A 26,793-nucleotide genomic window follows, 5' to 3' on the forward strand; every position below is an offset into this window, starting at 1 on the left:
CCCGTCAGTGCGGAACGAGCCGCCCCAGCAGACGGCCGAAGTCGATCAGACGGGCTATCTGCCCCGGGCCGCCGTCCTCCAGCGACTTGCTGAAGCGGAACGCCTCGGGGCGCAGCCGTGCCGAGGCGACCGGGGAGTCCGGATCGGTCTGCACGGCGCTCAACTCGTGCGGCGTGGCGGTCGCGAGGACCAGGTAGACGCCGCGGTCCACCCGGGCGCCGCGCTCGTCGCGCCCCACCAGCGTGCGCATCCCGACGTGGCCGATCGCGCCCAGCGGCAGCACCTGGATCGAGGAGTCCAGCACCGTGCCCCCGGGCGCCGCCTCGTCGGCCAGCTCCTCGCTGTGCCACAGGATGAGCCGGCGGCCGTCGCACACGGCCGCCTCCTGCCACACCGACGCCCCCGCCTCCGTCAGGTCCACCACCCGCTCCAGGGTGAAGCCGCGCACCTTGCGGCGGCCGAGCACCCCGCCGACCGCCTCCAACGCGACGTCCGCGTGCAGGAAGTAGGCCCGGGCGGCGTCCTCCAGGCGGGTGTACGGCGACCAGTCGGACCCGGCAGGTCCCAGACGTCCCGTCCCCGGACGACTTCTGGCCGCCTTGCTGAACATGTCCACCTGCTTCGCGATCCCGTCCCCTGGTGTCCCACTGCCCTTTGGCACCTTACCCAGCCATACCGACAGGCACGGGGGAGAACTGCGGTGAAAGGGCTGGGGCGGCGGCGCGCGGGCCGGGACGGGCACATCGGGACGGCCCGGACAGGACGGCGGACAGCGCCGGTGCGGAGGGCGCGTCGCACCACGTCGTGACGTTTCTGCGGCCGTGGTGGGGGCTCGGGGGGTCTTCCCCGCCACGGCCGACACCCCTTCAACGCCCCGGCGGCCGAAGGGTTACGGGTCCGGCGGCGGGCGACAGGCGGCGTGCGGCGAAGCGCGGCCGCCGGTCGCTCACAACCAGTCGCGCTTGCGGAAGAACCGGTAGAGCACCGCGCACACCATGAGCATGCCGACCAGCACCACCGGATAGCCGTAGCGGGTGTGCAGCTCCGGCATGTGGTCGAAGTTCATGCCGTACACCCCGGCGATGAGCGTGGGCACCGCCGCGATCGCCGCCCACGCGGAGATCTTGCGCATGTCGTCGTTCTGCCGCACGCCCACCTGCGTCAGATGGGCGCCGAGTATGTCGGTCAGCAGCCGGTCGAGCCCCTCGACCTGCTCGGTGACGCGGGCGAGGTGGTCGCTGACGTCGCGGAAGAACGGCCTGCTGCGCGGGCTGACGTACGGCACGCCCGCCTCCGCGAGCCGCCGCATCGGCTCGACGAGCGGCTGCGTCGCCCGGCGGAACTCCAGCACCTGCCGCTTGAAGCCGTAGACCCGGCTCGCGGTGTTCTTCGCGTCGGCGCCGTCCGGCGCGAAGACCTCCTCCTCCAACTGGTCGAGGTCCACCTGCAACTCGGCCGCCACGTCGATGTAGTGGTCCACGGTGGCGTCGCCGACCGCGTACAGCACCGCGCAGGGGCCGTGCGCCAGCACCTTCGGGGCCTCCTCCAGGCGCCTGCGCACCTCCGCCAGCGCCTGCCCCTCGCCGTGCCGCACCGTCACCACGAACGAGTCGCCGACGAAGACCATCAGCTCCTCCGTGGACACGCTGGAGGTCGCGTCGTCGTACGTGCACGGCTTGAGCACCAGGAACAGCGAGTCGTCGTAGACCTCCAGCTTGGGCCGCTGGTGCGCGGTGAGCGCGTCCTCGACCGCCAGCGGGTGCAGCCCGAACTCGCCGGACACGAGCGAGAACTCCTCCGGCGTGGGCTCGTGCAGCCCGATCCACAGGAACGCGTCGCCGTCCCTGCGGGCCTCGGCGAGGGCGTCGGAGAAGTCGGCGGGGCCCGGGGTGCGGTGCCCGCCCTTGTAGATGGCGCAGTCCACGATCACGCCGGACATTGTGCCCGCCGTCTTCGGGGAAGTCGTAGCCGAGCCGTACGCTCGTGACCATGCCCACTGTCATCCTGGTCCGGCACGGCCGGTCCACCGCCAACGCGGACGGGGTTCTCGCCGGCTGGAGTCCGGGCGTCGCCCTGGACGAGCACGGCGCCGCCCAGGCCGCCGCACTGGCCGGACGCCTCGCCGACCTGCCGGTCCGCGCCGTCGTCAGCAGCCCGCTGCAGCGCTGCCGGGAGACCCTGGCCCCGCTGCTGGCCGCCCGCCCCGAGCTGCCCTCGTACACCGACGACCGGCTGGGGGAGTGCCGCTACGGCGACTGGACCGGCCGCAAGCTCGCCGAGCTGGCGGACGAGCCGCTGTGGCAGACCGTCCAGCGCCACCCCTCGGCGGCCGTCTTCCCCGGCGAGGACGGCGAGTCGGTGCGCGCCATGCAGCACCGCGCCGTGGAGGCGATACGCGACTGGAACGAGCGGATCGAGCGCGAGCACGGACCCGACGCGCTCTACCTGGTCTGCTCGCACGGCGACATCATCAAGTCGGTCGCCGCCGACGCGCTCGGGATGCACCTGGACCTCTTCCAGCGGCTGTCCGTCGAACCCTGCTCGGTGACCGCCGTCCGCTACACCCCGATGCGGCCCTACGTGGTGCGGCTGGGCGACACCGGCGAGTTCTCGGGCCTGGTGCCGCGCCTGGCGCAGGGCGCCGCGGACGACGCGGTGGTCGGCGGAGCCACGGGCGCACCGTGATCCCCTGGCGCAGTAGGGTGGTGCAACGGATTCCACGCGGCCCCCAGCGCGGCCGTACGCACTGAGTACAAACCGTCCAGTCGAGCAAACGGAGCGAACGTGCCCCGTCAGGTGTTCTTCTACGAGCAGCCGGACCGGTTCGTGGCCGGCACGGTCGGGCAGCCCGGTCAGCGCACCTTCTTCCTCCAGGCCACCGCCGCCGGTCGCACCACCAGCGTCGCGCTGGAGAAGAGCCAGGTGGAGGCGCTCGCCGAACGGGTCGACGAACTCCTCGACGAGGTGGTGCGGCGCAGCGGCGGCAGCACCTCGGTGCCCGCGGTCGCCCCGGCGGAGCTCGCCGACACCGCGCCGCTCGACACGCCCGTCGACGAGGAGTTCCGGGTCGGCACGATGGCCCTGGCCTGGGACACCGCGGCCGAGCGCATGATCCTCGAGGCGCAGGCCCTGGTCGAACTGGACACCGACGAGATGTCGTCGGACGACCTGGAGGCGGCCGAGGAGATGCTGCTCCAGGACGAGGAGAACGGCCCCCCGATGCTGCGCGTGCGGCTCACCGGCGCGCAGGCCAGGTCGTTCGCCAAGCGGGCGCTCGAGGTGGTCTCGGCGGGCCGTCCGCCCTGCCCGCTGTGCAGCCTGCCCCTGGACCCGGAAGGACACGTATGCCCGCGTCAGAACGGGTACCGCAGGGCGGGCTGACGCCCACCGCGACGCCGTCGCACGCGGCCCGCGTGGCGTCCCCGGACACCGAGGCCGACCTCGACCTGCTCACCCGTGGCGAGCTGACCGTGCGCGGCAGGCTGCGCGAGGCGTCCAACGCCGTCCTGTACTGCGCGGTCGCCCTCGACGGCCGGGAGGCCGCCTGCGTCTACAAGCCGGTCGCCGGGGAGCGCCCGCTGTGGGACTTCCCCGACGGTACCCTGGCCGCCCGCGAGGTCGCCGCCTACCTGGTCTCCGAGGCCACCGGCTGGGACCTGGTACCGCCGACCGTGCTGCGCGACGGGCCGTACGGCGAGGGCATGTGCCAGCTGTGGATCGAGGCCGACCCCGGCACCGCCCTGCTGGCCCTGGTCGAACAGGACGAGCCGGGCCCTGGCTGGAAGGCCGTGGTCGAGGCCGAGGTCGCCGAGGGCCGCACGGCGCTGCTGGTGCACGCCGACGACGAGCGGCTGCGGCGGCTGGCGGTGCTGGACGCGGTGATCAACAACGCCGACCGCAAGGGCGGCCACCTGCTGCCCACCGCCGACGGCCGGCTCTACGGCATCGACCACGGGGTGACCTTCCACACCGAGGACAAGCTGCGCACGCTGCTGTGGGGCTGGGCGGGCGATCCGCTGACCGAGGAGGCGCACGCCGTCCTGCGCGGCCTGGGCGCCGCGCTGGACGGCGATCTGGGCGCCCGGCTGGCCGCTCTGCTCACCCCCGCCGAGACCGACGCCCTGCGGGCCAGGACCGCGGCCCTGCTGGCCTCGGGACGCCATCCCGAGCCGGGGGGCGGCTGGCCCGCCATCCCGTGGCCCCCGGTGTGACCGCGCCGCGCCACGCTCGTATGCACGTCGGGGCCGGTTGCGGCAAGACCGCCCATCCGGCCAACCCCGGCCGTCCCGGGTCGTAGCGGGAACGTTCGTCCGGTTAGGCTCGGGACATGCATGCCTGGCCCGCTTCGGAGGTTCCCGCCCTGCCCGGCAGGGGACACGAACTCCGCCTCCACGACACCGCGACCGGCGGTACGGTCACCCTGGACCCCGGTCCCGTCGCCCGCATCTACGTATGCGGCATCACTCCCTACGACGCCACGCACATGGGGCACGCGGCCACCTACACCGCGTTCGACCTGGTGCAGCGCGTGTGGCTCGACACGAAGCGGCAGGTCCACTACGTACAGAACGTCACCGACGTCGACGACCCGCTGCTGGAGCGCGCCGTCGCCACCGGTGTCGACTGGACCGAGCTGGCGGAGCGTGAAACCGCCCTGTTCCGCGAGGACATGACGGCCCTGCGGCTGCTGCCGCCGCGTCACTACATCGGCGCGGTCGAGGCGATACCCGGGATCGTCCCGCTGGTGGAGCGGCTGCGCGAGCAGGGCGCCGCCTACGAACTCGACGGCGACGTGTACTTCTCCGTCGAGTCCGACCCGCACTTCGGCGGTGTCTCGGGTCTCGACGCCGCGACCATGCGCCACCTGTCCGCCGAGCGCGGCGGCGACCCGGACCGCCCGGGCAAGAAGAACCCGCTCGACCCCATGCTGTGGATGGCCGCCCGCGACGGCGAGCCCAGCTGGGACGGCGGTTCGCTGGGCCGCGGCAGGCCCGGCTGGCACATCGAGTGCGTCGCCATCGCGCTGGACCACCTCGGGATGGGCTTCGACGTCCAGGGCGGCGGCTCCGACCTCGCCTTCCCGCACCACGAGATGGGCGCCTCCCACGCGCAGGTGCTCACCGGCGAGTTCCCGATGGCCAAGGCGTACGTGCACGCCGGGATGGTCGGTCTCGACGGCGAGAAGATGTCGAAGTCCAAGGGCAACCTGGTCTTCGTCTCGCGGCTGCGGCAGGACGGCGTCGATCCGGCCGCCATACGCCTCGCCCTGCTGTCCCGTCACTACCGCGCCGACTGGGAGTGGACCGACGGGGTGCTGGACGAGGCGGTCGCCCGGCTCGGCCGCTGGCGCGCCGCCGTCTCCCGGCCGGACGGCCCGTCGGCCGAGGAACTGGTGGAACAGGTCCGCGCGGCGCTCGCGGACGACCTGAACGCGCCCGCCGCGCTCGCCGCGGTCGACGCGTGGGTGGCGCGGCAGGACGCCGAGGGCGGGACCGACACCGGCGCGCCCGGGCTGGTCTCGCGGGCGGTGGACGCGCTGCTGGGCGTCGCGCTGTAGCACCGCGCGGCGGTCACGCGCACGAGGGCGGCCCCGGCCGGAGACGGCCGGGGCCGCCCTCGTGCGTGCGCGGGCGCGTCAGTCCTCGCCGGAGCCGTCCGCCGCGTCACCAGTGTCGGAGTCGGAGCCCGAACCGGAGTCTCCGTCGCCCCGGCCCTCCTGGTCCCGGCTGTCCTCGTCCCGGTCGCCGGCGTCCTCGGGGCCCGAGTCGCCCCGGTCGCCGTCCTCGCGGTCCTCCTTGTCCTCCCGGTCCCGGGGGAACGGGCCGCCCTGGCCCGTGGTGCCCCGGCGGAACGGGCCAGGGCCGCCCAGCTCGCCGCCCTCGGTGGCGTGTGAGGCGCCCTGGCCGCCGGGCTGGCCGTCGCGGCGGCGCAGGTAGCGCTCGAACTCCCGGGCGATGGCCTCGCCCGACGCCTCCGGGAGCTCCGCGGTGTCCCGCGCCTCCTCCAGCGTCTGCACGTACTCCGCCACCTCGCTGTCCTCGGCGGCGAGTTGGTCCACGCCCAGCTGCCAGGCGCGGGCGTCCTCGGGGAGTTCGCCGGTGGGCACCCGCAGGTCGATCAGGTCCTCCAGCCGGTTGAGCAGCGCCAGCGTCGCCTTGGGGTTGGGCGGCTGCGACACGTAGTGCGGCACCGCGGCCCACAGGCTGACGGTGGGGATGCCCGCGTGCGTGCAGGCTTCCTGGAGGATGCCGACGATGCCGGTCGGGCCCTCGTAGCGCGACTCCTCCAGGCTGAGGGTGCGGGCGAGGTCCGGGTCGGAGGTGACGCCGGTGACCGGGACCGGGCGGGTGTGCGGGGTGTCGCCGAGCAGCGCGCCCAGGATCACCACCATCTCCACGCCCAACTCGTGCGCGAAGCCCAGCAGTTCGTTGCAGAACGACCGCCAGCGCATGCTGGGCTCTATGCCCCGGACCAGGACCAGGTCGCGCGGGGAGGGGCCGGGGACGCGGACCACGGACAGCCGGGTGGTGGGCCAGGTGATCTTCCGGGTCCCGTTGTCCAGCCATACCGTGGGCCGGTTGACCTGGAAGTCGTAGTAGTCCTCGGCGTCGAGCGCCGCGAAGACCTCCCCCTTCCACTCCCGGTCCAGGTGGGCGACCGCGCTGGACGCGGCGTCCCCGGCGTCGTTCCAGCCCTCGAACGCGGCCACCATGACCGGGTCGATCAGCTCGGGTACCCCCGAGAGCTCGATCACCCAGTGCCTCCTTCCGTCCTCGGCGGAGCGTCCGCCGCGAACCGTTGCGCCGCCCACGGCACGGGCGGCCCGACTTCAGTGCGCCACCAGCCTACGGCTTTCGCCGCGCGAGTCCGCAGACCTCGTGAGTCCGGCGGACGCCGACCCCGGACGGGACGCGGACGTCCTCGCGAACGCGGACGGCCGGGCGGAAGGGGCCCTCCGTCCGGCCGTCCCGCGCGCGAACGCGCCCTGCCGTCAGCCGCGCGCGGCCAGCAGCCCGCCCACCCGGTCGCGCACCTCGTCGGTGTCCAGGCCGCGGATGGTCAGCGTGGTGCGGCGGCGCAGCACGTCGTCGACCGTCTCGGCCCACTCGTGGTCACGGGCGTAGACGACCTGGGCCCAGATCTCCGGGCCGTCGGGGTGTATGCGCTCGCCCAGCGCCGGGTCCTCGTTCACCAGCCGGGCGATGTCGAACGACAACGCGCCGTAGTGCGTCGCCAGATGACGGGCCGTCAGCGGATCGATGCGGGTGCCGGGCTCGCGGTCCACCAGCAGCCGGTGGGCGACCGCGTTGGGGTTGGCGACGCCCGGCAACGGCACCCGGCGCACCAGGTCGCCGATGGGCTGCATGTCCTCGCCCAGCGGGTGACCGGGCAGCTCGGCGAGCTTGCGCATCACCGTGCGGCCGATGTGCCGGTAGGTGGTCCACTTGCCGCCGGCCACCGACAGCATGCCGCCGCGGCCCTCGGTCACCACGGTCTCGCGCTTGGCCTGCGCCACGTCGCCGGGGCCGCCGGGCAGCACCCGCAGGCCCGCGAAGGCGTAGGTCATCAAGGACCGGTCCAGGTCGGCGTCCCGGATGGAGAACGCCGCCTCGTCCAGGATCTGCTGGATGTCGGACTCGGTGGCCCGCACGTCCGCCGGGTCGCCCTCGTACACCTCGTCGGTGGTGCCCAGCAGCAGCTGGTCCTCCCACGGCAGGGCGAAGGTGATGCGGTACTTGTCGATCGGGGTGGCCATGGCGGCCTTCCAAGGCGACTTGCGCCTCATCACGATGTGCGCGCCCTTGGACAGGCGGATCGACGGGTCGGCGCCGCTGTCCTCCAGCTTGCGCAGGTGGTCGACCCAGGGGCCGGTGGCGTTGAGGACCACGCGCGCGTTGACGCCGAACTCGGCGCCGTCGACGCGGTCCTTCAGCTCCGCGCCGCTGACCCGGCCGCGGGTGAAGCGCAGCCCGGTCACCTCTGCGTGGTTGAGCACCACGGCACCGGACTCCACGGCCGCGCGGACCGTCATGACGGCCACCCGCGAGTCGTTCATCTGGTGGTCGTAGTAGACCGCGACGGCCTTGAGGTTGTCGGTGCGCAGGCCGGGGTTGGCGGCCTGCGCCTTGGCCGGGGAGATCACCTTGCCGACGCCGTCGCCGAAGGCGGACAGCGCCGAGTAGGCGAACACGCCGGCGCCCAGCTTGGCGGCGCCGACCGGGCCGCCCTTGTAGACCGGCAGGTAGAACGTGAGCGGGTTGACCAGGTGCGGGGCCACGTCCTTGGCCAGCACCCGCCGCTCATGGTGGTTCTCCGCGACCAGCTTGACCGCGCCGGTCTGCAGGTAGCGCAGACCGCCGTGCACCAGCTTGGAGGACGCGGACGAGGTGGCGCCGGCGAAGTCGCCGGCGTCCACCATCGCGACCCGCAGCCCGGCCTGGGCCGCGTGCCAGGCCACCGAGGTGCCCAGGATGCCTCCGCCGATCACGAGCAGATCGTACGTGGCGTGGCTCAGGAGATCCCGGGTCTCGCTGCGGCTTGCGTTGCGACCGGCGGCCGGATGCGTCCCGAGGGTCGGGACGCTCTGCAGGGTGGTCATATCTCTACTCAGTGCTCCTCTTCGATCCAGCCCATGGTCCGCTCGACGGCCTTGAGCCAGTTCTTGTACTCGCGGTCACGATCGGCCGCGTCCATACGGGGGGTCCATTCGGCCGCGCGGCGCCAGTTGGCGCGCAGCTCGTCGGTGTCCTGCCAGAAGCCGACCGCGAGCCCGGCCGCGTAGGCGGCGCCCAGGCAGGTCGTCTCGGCCACCATCGGCCGCACCACCGGCGCGTCCAGCGCGTCGGCGATGGTCTGCATCAGCAGGTTGTTGCTGGTCATGCCGCCGTCGACCTTGAGGGCGGTCAGCTCCACACCGGAGTCCTTGTTCATCGCGTCGACGATCTCCCGGGTCTGCCAGGCGGTCGCCTCCAGCACGGCGCGGGCGATGTGCGCCTTGGTGACGTAACGGGTCAGGCCCGCGATCACGCCGCGCGCGTCGGAGCGCCAGTAGGGCGCGAACAGCCCGGAGAAGGCCGGGACGAAGTAGGCGCCGCCGTTGTCCTCGACCGACATCGCCAGCGTCTCGATCTCGGCCGCCGACTTGATCAGGCCCATCTGGTCGCGCATCCACTGCACCAGCGAACCGGTGACCGCGATGGAGCCCTCCAGCGCGTAGACCGGCTTCTGGTCGCCGATGCGGTAACCGACCGTGGTGAGCAGGCCGTTGTAGCTGTTGACCGGCTCGTCACCGGTGTTGAGCAGCAGGAACGTGCCGGTGCCGTATGTCGACTTGGCCTCGCCCTTGCTGAAGCAGGTCTGCCCGAACAGCGCGGCCTGCTGGTCGCCCAGCGCGGAGGCCACCGGCACGCCCTCCAGCGCGCCCTTGGCGGTGCCGTAGACCTCGGCGGACGAGCGGATCTCGGGCAGCACGGCCGCCGGGATCTCCATGGAGGACAGGATCTTGTCGTCCCAGTCCAGGGTGCGCAGGTTCATCAGCAGGGTGCGCGAGGCGTTGGTGACGTCGGTGACGTGCACACCGCCCTGGGCGCCGCCGGTCAGGTTCCAGATGACCCAGCTGTCCATGGTGCCGAAGAGGATCTCCCCCGCCTCGGCGCGCTCGCGCAGGCCCTCGACGTTGTCGAGCATCCAGCGGATCTTCGGACCGGCGAAGTACGACGCCAGCGGCAGGCCGGTCTCGCGGCGGAAGCGGTCCTGGCCGACGTTGCGGCCCAGTTCCTTGCACAGCCCGTCGGTGCGGGTGTCCTGCCAGACGATGGCGTTGTGCACCGGCTCGCCGGTCGCCTTGTCCCACAGCACCGTGGTCTCGCGCTGGTTGGTGATGCCCAGCGCCTTGACGTCGGCGGTGGTGATCCCGGCCTTCTCCAGCGCGCCGGCCACGACCTCCTGGACGTTGGCCCAGATCTCCGCGGCGTCGTGCTCGACCCATCCGGGCTTGGGGAAGATCTGCTCGTGCTCCTTCTGGTCGACGGCGACGATGCGGCCGTCGCGGTCGAAGACGATGCAGCGCGAGGAGGTGGTGCCCTGGTCGATGGCCGCGATGAACGGGCCCTGGCCGTGCGAGGAGGCGGCGGCTTCGGTGGTGTCGGTCACTGGTGCTCCTGAGGTCTGGTGAGGGTGCGGTGGTCGGTCTCGTCCGGGTGCGGCATCAGGCGAACGCGAGCTGGTAGATACCGCCCGCGATGGCGCCGCCGATCAGCGGACCCACCACCGGTATCCACGCGTAGCCCCAGTCGGAGCCGCCCTTGTTGGGCAGCGGCAGCAGGGCGTGGACGATGCGCGGGCCGAGGTCGCGCGCGGGGTTGATGGCGTAGCCGGTCGGGCCGCCGAGCGACAGGCCGATGCCGACCACCAGCAGCGCGACCATCAGGGTGCCCAGGCCGTTGAGGGCCAGGCCCTTCGTCATGCCCATCGTCAGGATGAAGAGCACCAGCACGGTGGTCCCGATGATCTCGGTGGCCAGGTTCTGGGCGACGTTGCGGATCTCCGGGCCGGTGGAGAAGATCCCCAGCACCGGACCGCCGGGCTGACCGGGGCGGTCCTCCTCCCGGGTGACCGGGCCCGCCGGGTCGGCCTGCGTGCCGCCGACGATCTCCGGGTCGGTCATGTGCGCGGCGAACTGCCCGTAGTAGGCGAGCCACACCAGGGTGGCGCCGATGATCGCGCCGAGGATCTGACCCCCGAGGTAGACCGGCACCTGGCTCCACTGGCCGGTCTTGATGGCCACGCCGAGGGTCACCGCCGGGTTCAGCTGCCCGCCGGACAGGCCGTTGGAGATGTAGGCGCCGGCCAGGACGGCGAAGCCCCACCCGAAGGCGATCGCCACCCATCCGGCGCCCTTGGCCTTGGAGTGCTTGAGCGTGACGGCGGCGCACACACCGCCACCGAGAAGAATCAGAACGGCGGTACCGATGAGTTCGCCGACGAAGACGTGGCCGTTGGACAAAGCGGGCTCCTTACGTTCTCATGCCCATCCGATGAGCAAGGTGGCGGACCCCGGGTCCCGTCCGGTGTTCGACAATGTCGACCGCCGAACGGAAGTTTTGCTCTCGGTATTCATGGCGTCAAGGGGCGCGGAGACCGCTCCCGGTGAAGAGCCCAAACAGTTATCAACGGTCCTCGCGGACATTCCGTACGCGTCGCGCACCCGCCGCCTCACTGGAAGCGCCCCCCGCCCAGGTCGCGGGAGACCGACCGGGCGCAGTCGCGCACCGCGGCCACCAGCCGGGCCCGCACCTCGCCGCCCTCGCACATCCGCTCCACCGCGCCGGTGATGCCCACCGCCCCCACCGGCATCCGCCGCCGGTCGTGGATGGGCGCCGCCACCGAGGCCACCCCGTCCCAGGTCTCCTCCAGGTCCACCGCCCAGCCGCGGGCGCGGGTCAGATCGAGCACCGCCTCGAAGTCCGGCACGGACGTCACCGTGCGCGGGGTGAACTCCTCCCGCGCGCCCTCCAGCGCCTCGGAGTGCGCCACCGGGTCGTACGCGGCCAGCACCTTGCCCAGCGCCGTGCAGTGCAGCGGCTGCATCGCGCCGATCTCCAGCACCTGGCGGCTGTCGTCCGGCCGGAAGACGTGGTGCACGATCAGGACGCCCTGCTGGTGCAGGACGCCCAGGTAGACGCTCTCGCCGCTGGAGCGGGCCAGGTCGTCGGTCCACACCAGGGCGCGGGCGCGCAGCTCGTGGACGTCCAGGTAGCTGTTGCCCAGGCGCAGCAGCTCGGCGCCCAGCTGGTAGCGGCCGGAGGCGGTGTCCTGTTCCACAAAGCCCTCCTGCTGGAGGGTGCGCAGGATGCCGTGCGCGGTCCCCTTGGCCAGGCCGAGCGTGGACGCGATGTCGGTCAGCCCCAGCCGTCGTTCGCCGCCGGCGAGCAGCCGCAGGATCGCGGCCGCGCGCTCGACCGACTGGATGCTTCCTGCCATAGGGCCAACCTCCGTGTGCCGCCGTTGTCCTCGGCCCGCCCGCGGGTGTCCGGGCAGGGCCACTTGCGGTCGGCAATGCTGAACAGCATCGGGCGATGCCGAACACCATCGTAGGCAAAAGTCTGCCAACCGTGTCCCGGCCCGCACACGCCACCCTCCGGATCCGGCCACCGCGTTCAGCCGGTCGGCCCGTCCCACCCTTCGGAACGCTCTGCGTCGTCCGGGCCCGACGCCGCTAGGCTGGCCGGGTGCGCATCTCGCGAGCGGGGTGCGCAAAGCCGACAGCCGTCGCATCCCAGGGAGCAGTTCCTATGGCCTCGCCGTCCCAGCAGACCGCCCAGCAGTCCCGCGCAGCCGCCCTCCGAGAGGCGCTCGCCACCCGCGTGGTGGTGGCCGACGGCGCGATGGGGACCATGCTGCAGGCCCAGGACCCGTCCCTCGACGACTTCCAGGGCCTGGAAGGCTGCAACGAGGTCCTCAACGTCACCCGGCCCGACATCGTCTCCGCCGTGCACGAGGAGTACTTCGCGGCCGGCGTCGACTGCGTCGAGACCAACACCTTCGGGGCCAACCTCGCCGCCCTCGGCGAGTACGACATCGCGGACCGCATCTTCGAACTGGCCGAGGCCGGCGCCCGCATCGCCCGCGAGGTCGCTGACGGCTTCGCCACCCCCGATCGCCCGCGCTGGGTGCTCGGCTCGGTCGGCCCCGGCACCAAACTGCCCACCCTCGGCCACGCGCCGTACGCCGCGCTGCGTGACGCCTACCAGACCGAGGTCGAGGGGCTGATCGCCGGCGGCGCGGACGCCGTCCTGGTGGAGACCACCCAGGACCTGCTCCAGACCAAGGCCTCCCTCATCGGTGCCCGCCGGGCCCTGAAGGCGGCCGGTGTCGACCTGCCGCTGCTGTGCCAGGTCACCGTGGAGACCACCGGCACCATGCTGCTCGGCTCCGAGATCGGCGCCGCGCTGACCGCCCTGGAGCCCCTCGGCATCGACCTGATCGGCCTCAACTGCGCCACCGGCCCTGCCGAGATGAGCGAGCACCTGCGCTACCTCGCCCGGCACGCCCGCGTCGGCGTCTCCGCGATGCCCAACGCGGGCCTGCCCGTCCTCGGCAAGGACGGCGCCCACTACCCGCTGACCCCGGCCGAACTCGCCGACGCCCAGGAGGTGTTCGTCCGCGAGTACGGCCTGTCGCTGGTCGGCGGCTGTTGCGGCACCACGCCCGAGCACCTGCGCCAGGTCGTCGAGCGGGTCCGCGGCCACGAGATCACCCCCCGCAGCCCGCGCCCCGAGCCGGGCGCCGCCTCCCTCTACCAGACCGTGCCGTTCCGCCAGGACACCTCGTACCTGGCCATCGGTGAGCGCACCAACGCCAACGGCTCCAGGAAGTTCCGCGAGGCCATGCTGGACGGCCGCTGGGACGACTGCGTGGAGATGGCCCGCGAGCAGATCCGCGAGGGCGCCCACCTGCTCGACCTGTGCGTCGACTACGTGGGCCGCGACGGCGCCGCCGACATGCGCGAGATCGCCGGCCGCCTGGCGACCGCCTCCACCCTGCCGATCGTGCTGGACTCCACCGAACCGGCCGTCATCCAGGCCGGACTGGAGCTGCTGGGCGGGCGCGCCGTCATCAACTCCGTCAACTACGAGGACGGCGACGGCCCCGACTCCCGTTTCCAGAAGGTCACCGCGCTCGCCGTCGAGCACGGCGCCGCCCTGATCGCCCTCACCATCGACGAGCAGGGCCAGGCCCGCACTCCCGAGCACAAGGTCGCCGTCGCCGAACGGCTGATCGCCGACCTGACCGGCAACTGGGGCGTGCACGAGAGCGACATCATCGTCGACTGCCTGACCTTCACCATCGCCACCGGCCAGGAGGAGTCCCGCAAGGACGCCGTCGCCACCATCGAGGCGATCCGCGAGCTCAAGCGCCGCCACCCCGACGTGCGGACCACCCTGGGCCTGTCGAACGTCTCCTTCGGCCTCAACCCGCCCGCCCGGATGGTCCTCAACTCGGTCTTCCTCAACGAGTGCGTCGAGGCGGGCCTGGACTCGGCGATCGTGCACGCCGCCAAGATCCTGCCCATCGCCCGCATCCCCGAGGAGCAGCGCGAGGTCGCCCTCGACCTGATCTACGACCGCAGGCGCGAGGGCTACGACCCGTTGCAGCGGTTCCTGGAGCTGTTCGAGGGCGTCGACACCAAGTCGGTCAAGGCTGGCCGCGCCGAGGAACTCGCCGCCCTGCCGCTGGACGAGCGCCTCCAGCGCCGCATCATCGACGGGGAGCGCAACGGTCTGGAGGCCGACCTCGACGAGGCGCTGCGCGAGCGGCCCGCCCTGGAGATCGTCAACGACACGCTGCTGGAAGGCATGAAGGTGGTCGGCGAGCTGTTCGGCTCCGGCCAGATGCAGCTGCCGTTCGTGCTCCAGTCCGCCGAGGTGATGAAGAACGCGGTGGCCTACCTGGAACCGCACATGGAGAAGAGCGACGAGGCGGGCAAAGGCACCATCGTGCTCGCCACGGTCCGCGGCGACGTCCACGACATCGGCAAGAACCTCGTCGACATCATCCTGTCCAACAACGGCTACAACGTGGTCAACCTCGGCATCAAGCAGCCCGTCTCGGCGATCCTGGACGCCGCCCAGGAACACAGGGCCGACGTGATCGGCATGTCCGGGTTGCTGGTGAAGTCCACGGTGATCATGAAGGAGAACCTGGAGGAGCTCAACCAGCGCGGGCTGTCCGCCGACTACCCCGTCATCCTCGGCGGCGCCGCCCTCACCCGCGCCTACGTCGAGCAGGACCTGCACGAGATCTACCAGGGCGAGGTCCGCTACGCCCGCGACGCCTTCGAGGGCCTGCGGCTGATGGACGCGCTCATCGCCGTCAAGCGCGGCGTCCCCGGCGCCACCCTGCCGGAGCTCAAGGCCCGCCGGGTGCCCAGGCGCGAGGTGCAGGAGGCCGAGCCGCAGGAGAACCTCGGCCAGGTCCGCTCCGACGTCGCCACCGACAACCCGGTGCCCGCCCCGCCGTTCTGGGGCAGCCGCGTCGTCAAGGGCATCCCGCTCAAGGACTACGCCTCCTGGCTGGACGAGGGCGCCCTGTTCAAGGGGCAGTGGGGCCTGAAGCAGGCCCGCGCGGGCGGACCCACGTACGAGGAACTGGTGGAGAACGAGGGCCGGCCCCGGCTGCGGGGACTGCTCGACAAGCTCCAGACCGAGGGCCTGCTGGAGGCCGCCGTCACCTACGGCTACTTCCCGTGCGCCTCCAAGGGCGACGACCTGATCGTGCTGCACGAGGACGGCTCGGAGCGGGTCCGCTTCACCTTCCCGCGCCAGCGCCGCGGCCGCAGGCTCTGCCTGGCCGACTTCTTCCGGCCGCAGGAGTCCGGAGAGACCGACGTGGTCGGCTTCCAGGTGGTCACCGTCGGAGCCAGGGTCTCCGAGGCGGCCAACCAGCTGTTCGCCGCCGACTCCTACCGCGACTACCTGGAGCTGCACGGCCTGTCCGTCCAGCTCGCCGAGGCGCTCGCCGAGTACTGGCACGCCCGCGTCCGCGCCGAGCTGGGCTTCGGCGGGGAGGACCCGGCGGACGTGGAGGACATGTTCGCCCTGAAGTACCGCGGCGCCCGCTTCTCGCTGGGCTACGGCGCCTGCCCCGACCTGGAGGACCGGGCGAAGATCGCCGAGCTGCTGGAGCCGGGCCGGATCGGCGTCGAGCTGTCGGAGGAGTTCCAGCTGCATCCCGAGCAGTCCACGGACGCCATCGTGATCCACCACCCGGAGGCGAAGTACTTCAACGCCAGGTAGCCGCGGGCGCCGGGGCTGCGCGCGCCGCCCCCCGGCGTTTCCCCTGGTGAAGCCCGTGGGTCACGCGCTCGACGGGCGGATGATCCATCCCGGAAGTACACTGGACGGTCCGGTGGAGGCCGGTCGCTCACCGCGTCAGTGGTGGACGGCCGGCCTCTTCGTCCCCTACGGAGGTATCCGGATGACCAGCAGCGTCCCCGCCGTCCAGGTCCAGCACACCGACGGCCCGTCCCCGCGGGCCGTGCTGCTCGACATGGACGGCACCCTGGTGGACACCGAGGGGTTCTGGTGGGCCGCCGAGAGCGAGGTCTTCGCCGGGCTGGGCCACGTCCTGGGGGAGGAGCACCGCCAGGTCGTCATCGGCGGCCCGATGACCCGCAGTGTCGCCCACCTGATCGCCGTCACCGGCGTCCGGCAGAGCTTCGACGAGCTGTCCGTACTGATCAACGCCCGGTTCGCCGAACTCATCGGCCGCGGCGTCCCGTTGATGCCCGGCGCCCGGCGCCTGCTGACCGAACTGGCCGCCCACCAGGTGCCCACGGCGCTGGTCTCCGCCTCCCACCGCCACATCATCGACATGGTGCTGCGCTCCCTCGGCCCGGAGAACTTCGCCCTGTCGGTCGCCGGCGACGAGGTCACCCACACCAAACCGCACCCCGAGCCGTACCTGACGGCCGCCGCCGGGCTCGGCGTCGACCCGGCCGAGTGCGTGGTCGTGGAGGACACCCTGACCGGGGTCGCCTCCGCCGAGGCGGCCGGCTGCCGGGTGGTCGCCGTGCCCTCGCTGGTGCCCGTCGCGGCGGCTCCCGGGCGCACCGTCGTGCCGTCCCTGGAACAGGTCGACCTGACTTTTCTTCGCTCGGTGATGGCGCCCGCCGCCTGAAACGATGACGGTGAAGGAACTGCCCGTGCACTGAGCGTGCCGCGCAATTCGCCGCGAGAACTCTCGGCTCCCGCCTGCTCATTTTCCGTGACGAATACGCTGATCGAATTCCGGAACGGCCGCGTACGAGAGGTTCCGTGATTCTTGTCACTGGCGCGCCCGTTGACGTGACCCGGTGCATGTGCTGAACGACGGGCCCTGAAGCCCTTTCCGGCGCCCTTGTGTCCCGTTTGGTGGCCGCAAGGGAAGAACGCGCCGGTGTCCGGATATCGGAGTGCGACGCGTCGTTATCTCGGTGTGATTCCGCCTCAACTGGTCCGTGTTCTGGTGCAGTCAGGCGTTCCTACTAGGGTCTTCGCTGGTCAATGCCGAAACACCAGATCGGCATTGGGCAACGGATTCACGAGATGCCGCTCACCAAGCCGCCGTGACCGCTGCCGCCGCACCGAGACCTTGAAGGAGGGCCGATGACCGCCTACCCGGACGCACGGCGCGGGACGCACCCCGCCGTGCACCGCTCCCGCGCGGCCGTCCTCAGCCGGTGCGACGGCGGCCCTGCCGCGCGGAGCGAGAACTTTGGCGCCTCCTTGGTACGGAACCACCGCAACCTCGGTATCGTCGCGGAAGCGTGCGACACGGACCGCGGTGGTGTGCACGGACCCCTCGCCGAACGGGGCGTCCCGCACACGGTGTTGGCCGGCCCGCCACACCCGTCCGCCAAGGAGCCGCTCCACTCCGCCGTCCCAGCGTGGACACAGGTACGACACCGATGATGTACGGGGGAGCGGGCGGCGCCGGCGTAGCGCCCTCCGCAGTGCGAACAGCCAACGCCGACAAGGGAGACCAACGAGGATGAATCGCAAGCTACTGGTGCTGCCGGCCGTGGTGGGCCTGATCGCGCCCGCCCTTGCCGCGTGCGGTGGTTCGAGCGGCGGCAGTGGGGGCGGCGGCGACGCCATCGTCGTGGGCACTACCGACCAGATCGAGGTGACCAAGGACAGCCCGGCACCGCTGGATCCGGCCGACTCCTACGACATCGGCGAATGGAACATCCTCGGCAACACCCTGCAGACCCTGCTGAGCTTCCCGCCCACCGGCACCGACCCCGTCCCGGACGCCGCGAGCAAGTGCGGCTTCACCGACCAGCTGGGCGAGACCTACCGCTGCACCCTGCACAGCGGTCTGAAGTTCTCCAACGGTGACCCGCTGACCTCGAAGGACGTCAAGTTCTCCATCGACCGTCAGCTGGGCATCCACGACCCCAACGGTCCGTCCTCGCTGCTCGACAACGTCGACAAGGTCGAGGCCCCGACGGACGACACCGTCGTCTTCCACCTCAAGACCCCGGACGCCACCTTCCCCTACAAGCTGGCGACCCCGGCGGCGGCGATCGTCGACAGCAAGGTCTACCCGAGCAACAAGATCCTCGCCGGCACCAAGCTCGTCGGCTCCGGCCCGTACAAGCTGGACTCCTTCAAGCAGGGCGACGAGGCGGTCTTCGACAAGAACCCCAACTACAAGGGCGCCTTCAAGCTCAACAACGACAAGATCATCCTGCGGTTCTACAAGTCCTCCGCCGCGATGGTCCAGGCGTTGCAGAACGGCCAGGTCGACGTCGTCAACCGCACCATGACGCCGGACGAGATAGCCAAGTTCCAGGACACCACCTCCAGCAAGATCAACCTGGTGGAGGCGCCCGGCTCGGAGATCCGCTACCTGGTCTTCAACACCAACGACCCCACCGTCAAGAACGCCGCCGTCCGCAAGGCCGTCGCCGAGGTCGTCGACCGCGAGGCATTGGTCCGCGACGTCTACGCGCGCACCTCCGAGGCGCTGTACTCCATGATCCCGCAGGGCATCACCGGTCACAGCAACTCGTTCTTCAACACCTACGGCGACCCCAGCGTCACCAAGGCCAAGCAGACGCTGCAGAAGGCCGGTATCAGCACCCCGGTGCACCTGACGCTGACCTACACCACCGACCACTACGGCTCGGTGACGGCCAACGAGTTCGCCGAGCTGAAGAAGCAGCTGGAGGCCAGCGGCCTGTTCAAGATCACGCTCCAGGGCGTGCCGTGGGACTCCTTCCGAACCGCCTCGCTCAACGGCCAGTACCAGGTGTGGGGCATGGGCTGGTTCCCCGACTTCCCGGACCCGGACAACTACCTGGCGCCGTTCATGGGCAAGGACAACATCCTCGGGACGCCGTACCGCAACAGCCAGATCGAGAACCAGATCATCCCGGCCGAGCGCAAGCAGACCGAGCGCAGCGCGGCCGTGAACAGCTTCGAGACCGCGCAGCAGGACCTCGCTGACGACGTGCCGTTCATCCCGCTGTGGCAGGGCAAGCAGTACCTGGCCGCCAAGAACGACATCACGGGCACCGAGTGGGCGCTGAACTCCTCCTCGGAGCTCCAGTACTGGGAGCTGGGCCGCGGCGTCTCGGAGTGATCCGGACGGCGGCCCGCCAGGGCCGGTGACGAAGGGGTGGGCCCCGGCGCGTAGCACGCGCCGGGGCCCACCCCTTCTACGGCCTTCCCCGCCGGGAGCGGGTCAGGACGCCCCTGGCCGCACCAGGCCGCTCTCGTACGCGTACACCGCCGCCTGCACCCGGTCCCGCAGGCCCAGCTTGGTCAGCACATGGCCGACGTGCGTCTTGACGGTGGTCTCGCTGACGAACAGCTCGGCGGCGATCTCGGCGTTGGACAGCCCCCTGGCGACCAGCTTGAGCACCTCCACCTCGCGCTCGGTCAGCGTGCCCAGCGCCTGCGGCAGCGGCTCCTCGCCGGACGGCAGCCGTCCCGCGTACTTGTCCAGCAGCCGCCGCGTGATGCTGGGCGCGAGCATCGCCTCGCCCGCCGCCACCACCCGGATCGCCTGCACCAGCTCGACCGCGGGCGCGTCCTTGAGCAGGAAGCCGCTGGCGCCCGCGCGCAGCGCCTCCACCACGTACTCGTCCAGGTCGAACGTGGTCAGCACCAGCACCTTCGCCGGGCCGTCCCGCCCCGGGCCGGTGATCTGCCGGGTCGCCTCGACACCGTCCATCCGGGGCATCCGGATGTCCATCAGCACTACGTCGGGCTGCAGCGCGCGCACCTGCTCCAGCGCCTGCAGGCCGTCCCCGGCCTCGCCGACCACCGCGAGGTCCGCCTCCGCCTCCAGGATCATCCGGAAACCGGTGCGCAACAGCGGCTGGTCGTCCACCAGCAGGACGCGGATCGCCACGGGATCTCCTTCGGGCAGGGGGCGGTCGGCCCCATTCTGGCCTAACCGGCCGGATCGGTCGGCACCAGATCGTCCGGAGCGGTCCGCGTCGTGGGCAGCGGATAGACCGGGGGCGTGCCGCCGAACGAGGGGCACAGCGCGCGGTGGTCGCACCAGTCGCACAGCTTGCCGGGCCGCGGGCGCCAGTCACCGGTCTCGGTGGCCCGCCGGATGGCCTCCCACAGCGCCAGCAGCTTGCGCTCCACCCCGCGCAGGTCCTGCTCGGTCGGGTCGTAGGTCAGCACGTCGCCGCTGCCGAGGTAGACCAGCTGGAGGCGGCGCGGCACGACCCCGCGCAGCCGCCACAGCACCAGCGCGTAGAACTTCATCTGGAACAGCGCCTCGGCCGCGTACTCCGGGCGCGGCGCCTTGCCCGTCTTGTAGTCGACCACCCGCAGGTCGCCGGTGGGCGCCACGTCCAGCCGGTCCACGTAGCCGCGCAGTACCAGGCCCGACTCCAGCGCAGTCTCCACGTACAGCTCGCGCTCGGCCGGCTCAAGGCGTGTCGGGTCCTCCAGCGAGAACCAGCGCTCCACCAGCCGCTCCGCGCTCTCCAGCCACCGCGCCAGCCGCTCCGCCCCGCCCTCCGCGTCCGCCGGCGTCCCGGTTCCGCCCGCTGCCCCGGCGGCGTCCACCGCGTCCGCCACCCCGGTGGCCGAGTCCGGCGCGAACAGCTCGGCCAGCTCGGGGCGCTCGGCCAGCAGCCGCTGCCACTGCGGCGCCACCATCGAACGGGCCAGCACCGGCGTACGCTCGATCGCGGGGACGTCGAACAGCCGCTCGAGCACCGCGTGGACCACCGTCCCGCGGGTCGCCGCCTCGCTCGGCTTCTCCGGAAGCCGGTCGATGACCCGGAAGCGGTACAGCAGCGGGCAGCGCATGAAGTCCCCGGCCCGGGACGGCGACAGCGACGACGGGGGCCTGGGAGCGGCGAGTTCGGGCCTGGCGTTCATGGCACAGACCCTAAGGGGCGCCACTGACATCGAACGCACACCGCGTCGTTACCATCGACGGCAGACGCCCCGTACCGCATGATCGAGTACGGGGTTCACCTGACGAGGGGACACAGTGGACAACAGCGGGCATCCGCAGTCCGGCAGCGGGGGAGCGCCCCCCGGACCGCCACCCAAGGGCGGCGGGGACGGCAAGCGCCCGCGCGAGGCGGGAGGCGGCATCCTCATGGGCCGCCCCTTCGGAGTGCCGGTCTACGTCGCGCCCAGCTGGTTCCTGGTCGCCGCGCTCATCACCTGGGTCTTCGGCGGCCAGCTCGACCGGGTCCTGCCCGGTCTGGGCGCCGCCCGCTACCTGGTGTCGCTGTTCTTCGCGGTCGCCTTCTACGCCTCCGTGCTGGTCCACGAACTCGCCCACACGGTCGCCGCACTCCGCTTCGACCTGCCGGTGCGCCGCATCCAGCTCCAGTTCTTCGGCGGTGTCTCGGAGATCGAGAAGGAGTCCGAAAGCCCCGGCCGGGAGTTCGTGCTGGCCTTCGTCGGACCGCTGCTGTCCCTGGTGCTCGCCGGGGTCTTCTACCTCGGCATGCGCGGCGTCACCCCCGGCACCGTGCCCGGCGTGCTGCTCGCCGGGCTGATGGTCTCCAACCTCATCGTCGCCGCCTTCAACCTGCTGCCCGGCCTGCCGCTGGACGGCGGCCGGATGCTGCGCGCCGTGGTGTGGAAGCTCAGCGGCAGGCCGATGACCGGCACCGTCGCCGCCGCCTGGACCGGCCGCGCGCTCGCCGTCGCCGTGCTGATCGGGCTCCCGCTGCTCAGCTACGCGGGCGGGCGCGGCGACCAGACGGCCGTCACCGGTGCCGACTCGCTCACCGACGCGCTGCTCGCCGCCATCCTGGCCGCCATCATCTGGACCGGCGCGGGCAACAGTTTGCGCATGGCCCGGCTGCGCGAGCGGCTGCCCGGCCTGCGCGCCCGCACCCTGACCCGCCGCGCGGTCCCGGTCGAACCGGCCACCCCGCTGTCCGAGGCGCTGCGCCGGGCCAACGAGGCGGGCGCCCGCGCGCTGGTCGTCGTCGATCCGCAGGGGGACGCCACCGGCCTGGTCCGGGAGAGCGCGATCATGAGCATCCCCGAGCACCGCCGCCCCTGGGTCGCCGTCAGCGGCCTCACCCAGGAGCTGCGGCCCGGGATGCGGGTCTCGGCCGAGCTGTCCGGCGAGGAACTCCTGGACACCCTGCGCGAGACCCCGGCCAGCGAGTACCTGGTCCTGGAGCCCACCGGCGAGATCTACGGTGTCCTGTCCACCGCGGACGTCGAGCGGGCGTTCGTCCAGGCGATGGCCCAGCCGACCCGCCCGTAGCCCGCCCCGACCTGGAGCGCGGGCGCCGGCGGCGGCCGGGGCACCCCCTGACCTCCGATACGCTGTTCACATGTCCGAACCGACCGGTGCCGCCCGCCGTCGCGGGCCCTTCCAGGTCGGGGACCAGGTCCAGCTCACCGACCCCAAGGGACGCCACCACACCTTCACGCTCGAAGCGGGCAAGAGCTTCCACACCCACAAGGGCTCTTTCCCGCACGACGAGCTGATCGGCGCCCCCGAGGGCAGTGTCGTGCGTACCACGGGGAACATCGCGTACCTCGCGCTGCGGCCCCTGCTCCCCGACTACGTCCTGTCCATGCCCCGCGGTGCCGCCGTGGTCTACCCCAAGGACGCGGGGCAGATCCTGTCGATGGCCGACATCTTCCCCGGTGCGCGGGTGGTCGAGGCGGGAGTCGGCTCCGGCTCGCTCAGCTGCTTCCTGCTGCGCGCCGTCGGCGACCAGGGCATGCTGCACAGCTACGAGCGCCGGCCCGACTTCGCCGAGATCGCCGCGGACAACGTGCGCCGCTACTTCGGCGGCGAGCACCCGGCCTGGCAGCTGACCGTCGGCGACCTGCAGGACAACCTGTCGGACACCGACGTCGACCGCGTCATCCTCGACATGCTCGCCCCCTGGGAGTGCCTGGACCCGGTCTCCAAGGCCCTGGTGCCCGGTGGCATGCTGTGCGCCTACGTCGCCACCACCACACAGCTGGCGCGCACCGTCGAGGCGATCCGCGAACACGGCACGTTCAACGAGCCGACCGCGTGGGAGACCATGGTGCGCACCTGGCACGTGGAGGGTCTCGCCGTACGGCCGGACCACCGCATGATCGGCCACACCGGCTTCCTGCTCACCGCCCGCCGCCTCGCCGACGGTGTCGAGCCCCCGATGCGCCGCCGCAGGCCCGCCAAGGGGGCCTACGGCGAGGACTACGCGGGCTGGGGGGCGAAGGACGCCACCCCGGCCGCGAGGGACGCCGCCTCGACCGCGAAGGACGCCGCCCCCGCCCCCCGCGACAGCGCCGCCGCCCCGCAGGAGGAGCCCCCGACCGCGTAGCCCCGTCGCCCTGGGGGAGCCGGGTCCGCGCCCGCCCCTTTTGGGCGCACGGCGCACCCCTCGGAGCGCATGGCACGCCCCAACCCTCCGGCGCCGCCGCCGAGTTCCCCGTCGCGGGAACCCGGCGGCGGCGCCGAGCCGTTGGCTGATCAAGGGGGCGCTCCCGCGTCGCCCGCAGTCCGCATGCGCACGCGGCCCCGACGACCACCGCCCCGGTGGTCCCGCACCCGTGTGACCTGTGGCACCATGCTGGCCACCCCTTCGGACACGCCATACGGCCCGAGTTCCAGGAGACGTTCGCGCGTGCAGCCTTCCGCCGGACCGGACCTTCCGCACACCCGCGCCACCGCGGCGCACTGGCTCGCGACCGGCCTCGGCGTCGCCGCCGCCGTCGCGATCTGCGTGGTCGCGCAACCCGCGGGCGCCGCGCCCACCATCGCCCCCGCCACCGCACCCGGCGCCCCGAACGCCTCGGCCGCCCACTACCCCATCGCCTGCCACGGCCTGCCGGTCGACGTGGTCTCCAAGGCCGCCGCCGACCTCGACGGCGACGGCCGCCCCGAGACGGTCGCCGTGGTCCGCTGCGACGCCCCCACCGGCACCCCGCCCAGTGGCGTCTACGTGCTCGACCCGCCCGCCACCCCGGGCGGCCGGCCGCGCGTCGTCGGCACGCTGGTCGACCCCGCCAACAAGCTCAGCCTGCGTGACTTCACCGTCACCGGGCGCACCGTCTCGGCCACCCTGCTCGGCTACTCCTCGAACCAGGTCCCGCGCTGCTGCCCGGACCTGGCGCGGAAGTTCAGCTGGGAGTGGAACGACGGCCGCTACGTGGCGATCCCCGGCCCGCACGCCAACAGCGTCTGAGGCCCGTGCCGAGAGCGTCTGCGCGACAGGCCGGCCGGGACGGGCTGCGGCCCGAGGCCGTTACGAAAAGCCTGCCGCGCCGCCCGTACGCGACCCGTGCCCGACCGGTCATCGCGGGTGAACGCCCCGGCGGTTCCCCGAACCGCCGGGGCGGCGCGTCACTGCGCGTCCGGCCCGTACACCTCGACGCGGTCGGAGACCCTGCGCACGTGGATGCAGTCGCCGGGACACTCCTTCGCGGAGTCCACCACGTCGGTCAGCAGCGGCAGCGGCACGGGAACGGTCGCCCCCGGCTCTGCGCGCAACTCCTCGTCCTCGCCCTTGACGTAGGCGAGCCCGTCGATGTCCAGCTCGAAGACCTCAGGCGCGTACTGGGCGCAGATCCCGTCGCCGGTGCACAGGTCCTGGTCGATCCAGACCTCCAGCTCCTCGCCCGCAGCGCCCACAGCCTCGCTCACGAAAATCCCTCGCCTGCCGTTCGTCGTCTCGCCCGGTCGTCCGGTCCGCGCCGTTGCGCAGGCCGTGCGTACCCGCCCGGGACGGTCCCGGAACCGCCGGGAATAACGGATCCTGGCGGGTGTTGACCAAACTGACGATACAACCGGTCGCTTTCCGATGTTGTTGGGTGGGTATCTCCCTGACGTGGGGGCGCGCGCAAGGGTGAAGATCGGACACACCCCGACCGGGTTTGTGATCTAGGGGTTTCAACCCGCACCGGCCCAGGTAGGGTCTGAAAGCGTCCAGCTCCCCATGGAGGAGGTGAGGACCGTGGCAGCCCACGACGACGACATCAACCGTGGCAACCGGCCCGCACGGGGTTCGGAGGACCCCGCGAGCCAGGTGGCCTTTCTCGAGCAGGAAATCGCCGTCCTGCGACGTAAGCTCGCCGACTCTCCGCGTCACACGAGGATTCTCGAAGAGCGGATCGTCGAGCTCCAGGCCAACCTGGCAGGCGTGTCCGCGCAGAACGAACGGCTGGCCAACACCCTGCGTGAGGCTCGCGACCAGATCGTGGCCCTCAAGGAGGAAGTGGACCGGCTCGCCCAGCCGCCTGCCGGATTCGGTGTCTTCCTGCAAGCGAACGAGGACGGTACGGCCGACATCTTCACCGGCGGCCGGAAGCTGCGGGTGAACGTCAGCCCGTCCGTCGAGGTGGACGAACTCCGGCGTGGCCAGGAGGTCATGCTCAACGAAGCGCTCAACGTGGTCGACGCCATGGAGTTCGAGAGCGTCGGCGACATCGTCACCCTCAAGGAGATCCTGGAGGACGGCGAACGGGCGCTGGTGATAGGGCACACCGACGAGGAGCGGGTGGTCCGGCTCGCCGAGCCGCTGCTCGACGTCACCATCCGCGCAGGCGACGCCCTGCTGCTCGAGCCGCGCTCCGGCTACGTCTACGAGGTCGTCCCCAAGAGCGAGGTCGAGGAACTCGTCCTGGAGGAAGTCCCGGACATCGACTACGACAAGATCGGCGGCCTGGGCAACCAGATCGAGCTGATCCGCGACGCGGTCGAACTCCCCTACCTCTACCCGGACCTGTTCCGGGAGCACGAACTGCGCCCGCCCAAGGGTGTCCTGCTCTACGGCCCGCCCGGGTGCGGCAAGACGCTCATCGCGAAGGCGGTCGCCAACTCCCTTGCCAAGAAGGTCGCCGAGGTCACCGGGCAGCCCCAGGGCAAGAGCTACTTCCTGAACATCAAGGGCCCCGAGCTGCTCAACAAGTACGTCGGTGAGACCGAGCGGCACATCCGCCTGGTCTTCCAGCGGGCCCGGGAGAAGGCGAGCGAGGGCACCCCCGTCATCGTCTTCTTCGACGAGATGGAATCGCTCTTCCGCACCCGCGGCTCCGGCGTCAGCTCGGACGTGGAGAACACCATCGTCCCGCAGCTGCTCGCCGAGATCGACGGCGTCGAGGGCCTGGAGAACGTCATCGTCATCGGCGCCTCCAACCGCGAGGACATGATCGATCCGGCCATCCTGCGTCCTGGCCGGCTGGACGTGAAGATCAAGATCGAGCGTCCGGACGCCGAGGCCGCCAAGGACATCTTCTCGAAGTACCTCACCGCGAAGCTCCCGCTGCACACCGACGACCTGTCGGAGCACGGCGCCTCGCCCGAGGCCACCGTCGGCGCCATGATCCAGTCGGTGGTCGAGCGGATGTACGCCGAGTCCGAGGAGAACCGCTTCCTGGAGGTCACCTACGCCAACGGTGACAAGGAGGTCCTGTACTTCAAGGACTTCAACTCCGGTGCCATGATCCAGAACATCGTGGACCGGGCCAAGAAGATGGCGATCAAGGACTTCCTCGACCACAACCAGAAGGGCCTGCGCGTCTCCCACCTGCTCTCGGCCTGCGTGGACGAGTTCAAGGAGAACGAGGACCTGCCGAACACCACCAACCCGGACGACTGGGCCCGCATCTCCGGAAAGAAGGGCGAGCGGATCGTCTTCATCCGCACCCTCGTCACCGGCAAGCAGGGCGCCGACACCGGTCGCTCGATCGACACCGTGGCCAACACCGGGCAGTACCTGTAGGACGCCGTCCGGCTGCCGGGTACCGGTCCCCACCGGTACCCGCGGCCGGACATGTTTTTCCTGGTCGGGGCCGAAGC

At 71.7% G+C, this 26,793-nt stretch carries 21 protein-coding genes; 11 read left to right on the plus strand and 10 right to left on the minus strand.

The window, feature by feature from the left end; translation table 11 throughout:
* Nucleotides 1-4: 4 nt before the first annotated feature.
* Nucleotides 5-610, minus strand: a complete 606-nt coding sequence (locus CK485_RS30110; RefSeq protein ID WP_109454408.1) for a hypothetical protein — start codon at nt 608-610, stop codon at nt 5-7.
* A gap of 336 nt (nt 611-946) precedes the next feature.
* A complete protein-coding gene (gene corA / locus CK485_RS24675; RefSeq protein ID WP_109454029.1) occupies nt 947-1,939 on the minus strand; it encodes a magnesium/cobalt transporter CorA in 993 nt (330 codons plus the stop codon).
* Between the two features lie 50 nt (nt 1,940-1,989).
* Here corA and CK485_RS24680 point away from each other — a divergent pair, with 50 nt between their 5' ends.
* From CK485_RS24680 to mshC, 4 genes are all read left to right on the plus strand, one after another.
* A complete protein-coding gene (locus CK485_RS24680; protein WP_109454409.1) occupies nt 1,990-2,685 on the plus strand; it encodes a histidine phosphatase family protein in 696 nt (231 codons plus the stop codon).
* Between the two features lie 99 nt (nt 2,686-2,784).
* Nucleotides 2,785-3,381, plus strand: coding sequence for a DUF3090 domain-containing protein (locus CK485_RS24685; protein WP_109454030.1), 597 nt, complete (start codon nt 2,785-2,787; stop codon nt 3,379-3,381).
* The gene (locus tag CK485_RS24690) at nt 3,345-4,211 is read left to right on the plus strand and encodes an SCO1664 family protein (protein ID WP_109454031.1); all 867 of its coding nucleotides are present in this window, start codon (nt 3,345-3,347) and stop codon (nt 4,209-4,211) included. The genes CK485_RS24685 and CK485_RS24690 overlap by 37 nt, the downstream gene beginning before the upstream one ends.
* 116 nt (nt 4,212-4,327) lie before the next feature.
* Nucleotides 4,328-5,557, plus strand: coding sequence for a cysteine--1-D-myo-inosityl 2-amino-2-deoxy-alpha-D-glucopyranoside ligase (gene mshC, locus CK485_RS24695; protein WP_109454032.1), 1,230 nt, complete (start codon nt 4,328-4,330; stop codon nt 5,555-5,557).
* A gap of 78 nt (nt 5,558-5,635) precedes the next feature.
* On the opposite strand, the gene CK485_RS24700 is transcribed toward mshC, so the two are convergent.
* From CK485_RS24700 to CK485_RS24720, 5 genes are all read right to left on the minus strand, one after another.
* A complete protein-coding gene (locus CK485_RS24700; protein WP_241968570.1) occupies nt 5,636-6,754 on the minus strand; it encodes a PAC2 family protein in 1,119 nt (372 codons plus the stop codon).
* Nucleotides 6,755-6,991: 237 nt separating this feature from the next.
* Nucleotides 6,992-8,599 (minus strand): glycerol-3-phosphate dehydrogenase/oxidase, encoded by a 1,608-nt coding sequence (locus CK485_RS24705; RefSeq protein ID WP_109454033.1) that lies wholly within the window; start codon nt 8,597-8,599, stop codon nt 6,992-6,994.
* Nucleotides 8,600-8,607: 8 nt separating this feature from the next.
* Nucleotides 8,608-10,152, minus strand: a complete 1,545-nt coding sequence (gene glpK / locus CK485_RS24710; protein WP_109454034.1) for a glycerol kinase GlpK — start codon at nt 10,150-10,152, stop codon at nt 8,608-8,610.
* Nucleotides 10,153-10,207: 55 nt separating this feature from the next.
* Nucleotides 10,208-11,005 (minus strand): MIP/aquaporin family protein, encoded by a 798-nt coding sequence (locus CK485_RS24715; RefSeq protein ID WP_109454035.1) that lies wholly within the window; start codon nt 11,003-11,005, stop codon nt 10,208-10,210.
* Between the two features lie 209 nt (nt 11,006-11,214).
* Complete coding sequence (locus CK485_RS24720; RefSeq protein WP_109454036.1) at nt 11,215-11,982, minus strand: IclR family transcriptional regulator; 768 nt, start codon at nt 11,980-11,982, stop codon at nt 11,215-11,217.
* A gap of 311 nt (nt 11,983-12,293) precedes the next feature.
* On the opposite strand from CK485_RS24720, the gene metH reads away from it, so the two are divergent.
* From metH to CK485_RS24735, 3 genes are all read left to right on the plus strand, one after another.
* On the plus strand, nt 12,294-15,797 hold the full coding sequence (metH, locus tag CK485_RS24725; RefSeq protein ID WP_109454037.1) for a methionine synthase: 3,504 nt from the start codon (nt 12,294-12,296) through the stop codon (nt 15,795-15,797).
* A 181-nt stretch (nt 15,798-15,978) separates the two neighbouring features.
* Nucleotides 15,979-16,680 (plus strand): HAD family phosphatase, encoded by a 702-nt coding sequence (locus CK485_RS24730; RefSeq protein WP_109454038.1) that lies wholly within the window; start codon nt 15,979-15,981, stop codon nt 16,678-16,680.
* 852 nt (nt 16,681-17,532) lie between these two features.
* Nucleotides 17,533-19,131 (plus strand): ABC transporter substrate-binding protein, encoded by a 1,599-nt coding sequence (locus CK485_RS24735; protein ID WP_109454039.1) that lies wholly within the window; start codon nt 17,533-17,535, stop codon nt 19,129-19,131.
* A 102-nt stretch (nt 19,132-19,233) separates the two neighbouring features.
* On the opposite strand, the gene CK485_RS24740 is transcribed toward CK485_RS24735, so the two are convergent.
* Together CK485_RS24740 and CK485_RS24745 are read right to left on the minus strand one after the other, a co-directional pair.
* Nucleotides 19,234-19,905 (minus strand): response regulator transcription factor, encoded by a 672-nt coding sequence (locus tag CK485_RS24740; RefSeq protein WP_109454040.1) that lies wholly within the window; start codon nt 19,903-19,905, stop codon nt 19,234-19,236.
* Nucleotides 19,906-19,946: 41 nt separating this feature from the next.
* Nucleotides 19,947-20,897, minus strand: a complete 951-nt coding sequence (locus CK485_RS24745) for a PD-(D/E)XK nuclease family protein (protein ID WP_109454041.1) — start codon at nt 20,895-20,897, stop codon at nt 19,947-19,949.
* Between the two features lie 115 nt (nt 20,898-21,012).
* Between CK485_RS24745 and CK485_RS24750 the strand changes: the two genes are divergently transcribed.
* The 3 genes from CK485_RS24750 (at nt 21,013) to CK485_RS24760 (ending at nt 24,181) form a co-directional block, all read left to right on the plus strand.
* Nucleotides 21,013-22,257, plus strand: a complete 1,245-nt coding sequence (locus CK485_RS24750; protein WP_109454042.1) for a site-2 protease family protein — start codon at nt 21,013-21,015, stop codon at nt 22,255-22,257.
* Between the two features lie 70 nt (nt 22,258-22,327).
* Nucleotides 22,328-23,317: a tRNA (adenine-N1)-methyltransferase gene (locus tag CK485_RS24755; protein WP_241968571.1), complete on the plus strand. Its 990-nt coding sequence runs from the start codon at nt 22,328-22,330 to the stop codon at nt 23,315-23,317.
* A 303-nt stretch (nt 23,318-23,620) separates the two neighbouring features.
* Nucleotides 23,621-24,181: a hypothetical protein gene (locus CK485_RS24760; protein WP_109454043.1), complete on the plus strand. Its 561-nt coding sequence runs from the start codon at nt 23,621-23,623 to the stop codon at nt 24,179-24,181.
* Nucleotides 24,182-24,339: 158 nt separating this feature from the next.
* Here the strand turns inward: CK485_RS24760 and CK485_RS24765 are convergent, their stop codons facing one another.
* The gene (locus CK485_RS24765; protein WP_109454410.1) at nt 24,340-24,645 is read right to left on the minus strand and encodes a ferredoxin; all 306 of its coding nucleotides are present in this window, start codon (nt 24,643-24,645) and stop codon (nt 24,340-24,342) included.
* A gap of 304 nt (nt 24,646-24,949) precedes the next feature.
* On the opposite strand from CK485_RS24765, the gene arc reads away from it, so the two are divergent.
* Entirely contained in the window at nt 24,950-26,716 is a 1,767-nt protein-coding gene (gene arc, locus CK485_RS24770) for a proteasome ATPase (RefSeq protein ID WP_109454411.1), read from the plus strand.
* The last annotated feature ends 77 nt before the right edge of the window (nt 26,717-26,793 follow it).

Source organism: Streptomyces sp. ICBB 8177, assembly GCF_003144095.1.
Taxonomy (GTDB): domain Bacteria; phylum Actinomycetota; class Actinomycetes; order Streptomycetales; family Streptomycetaceae; genus Streptantibioticus_D.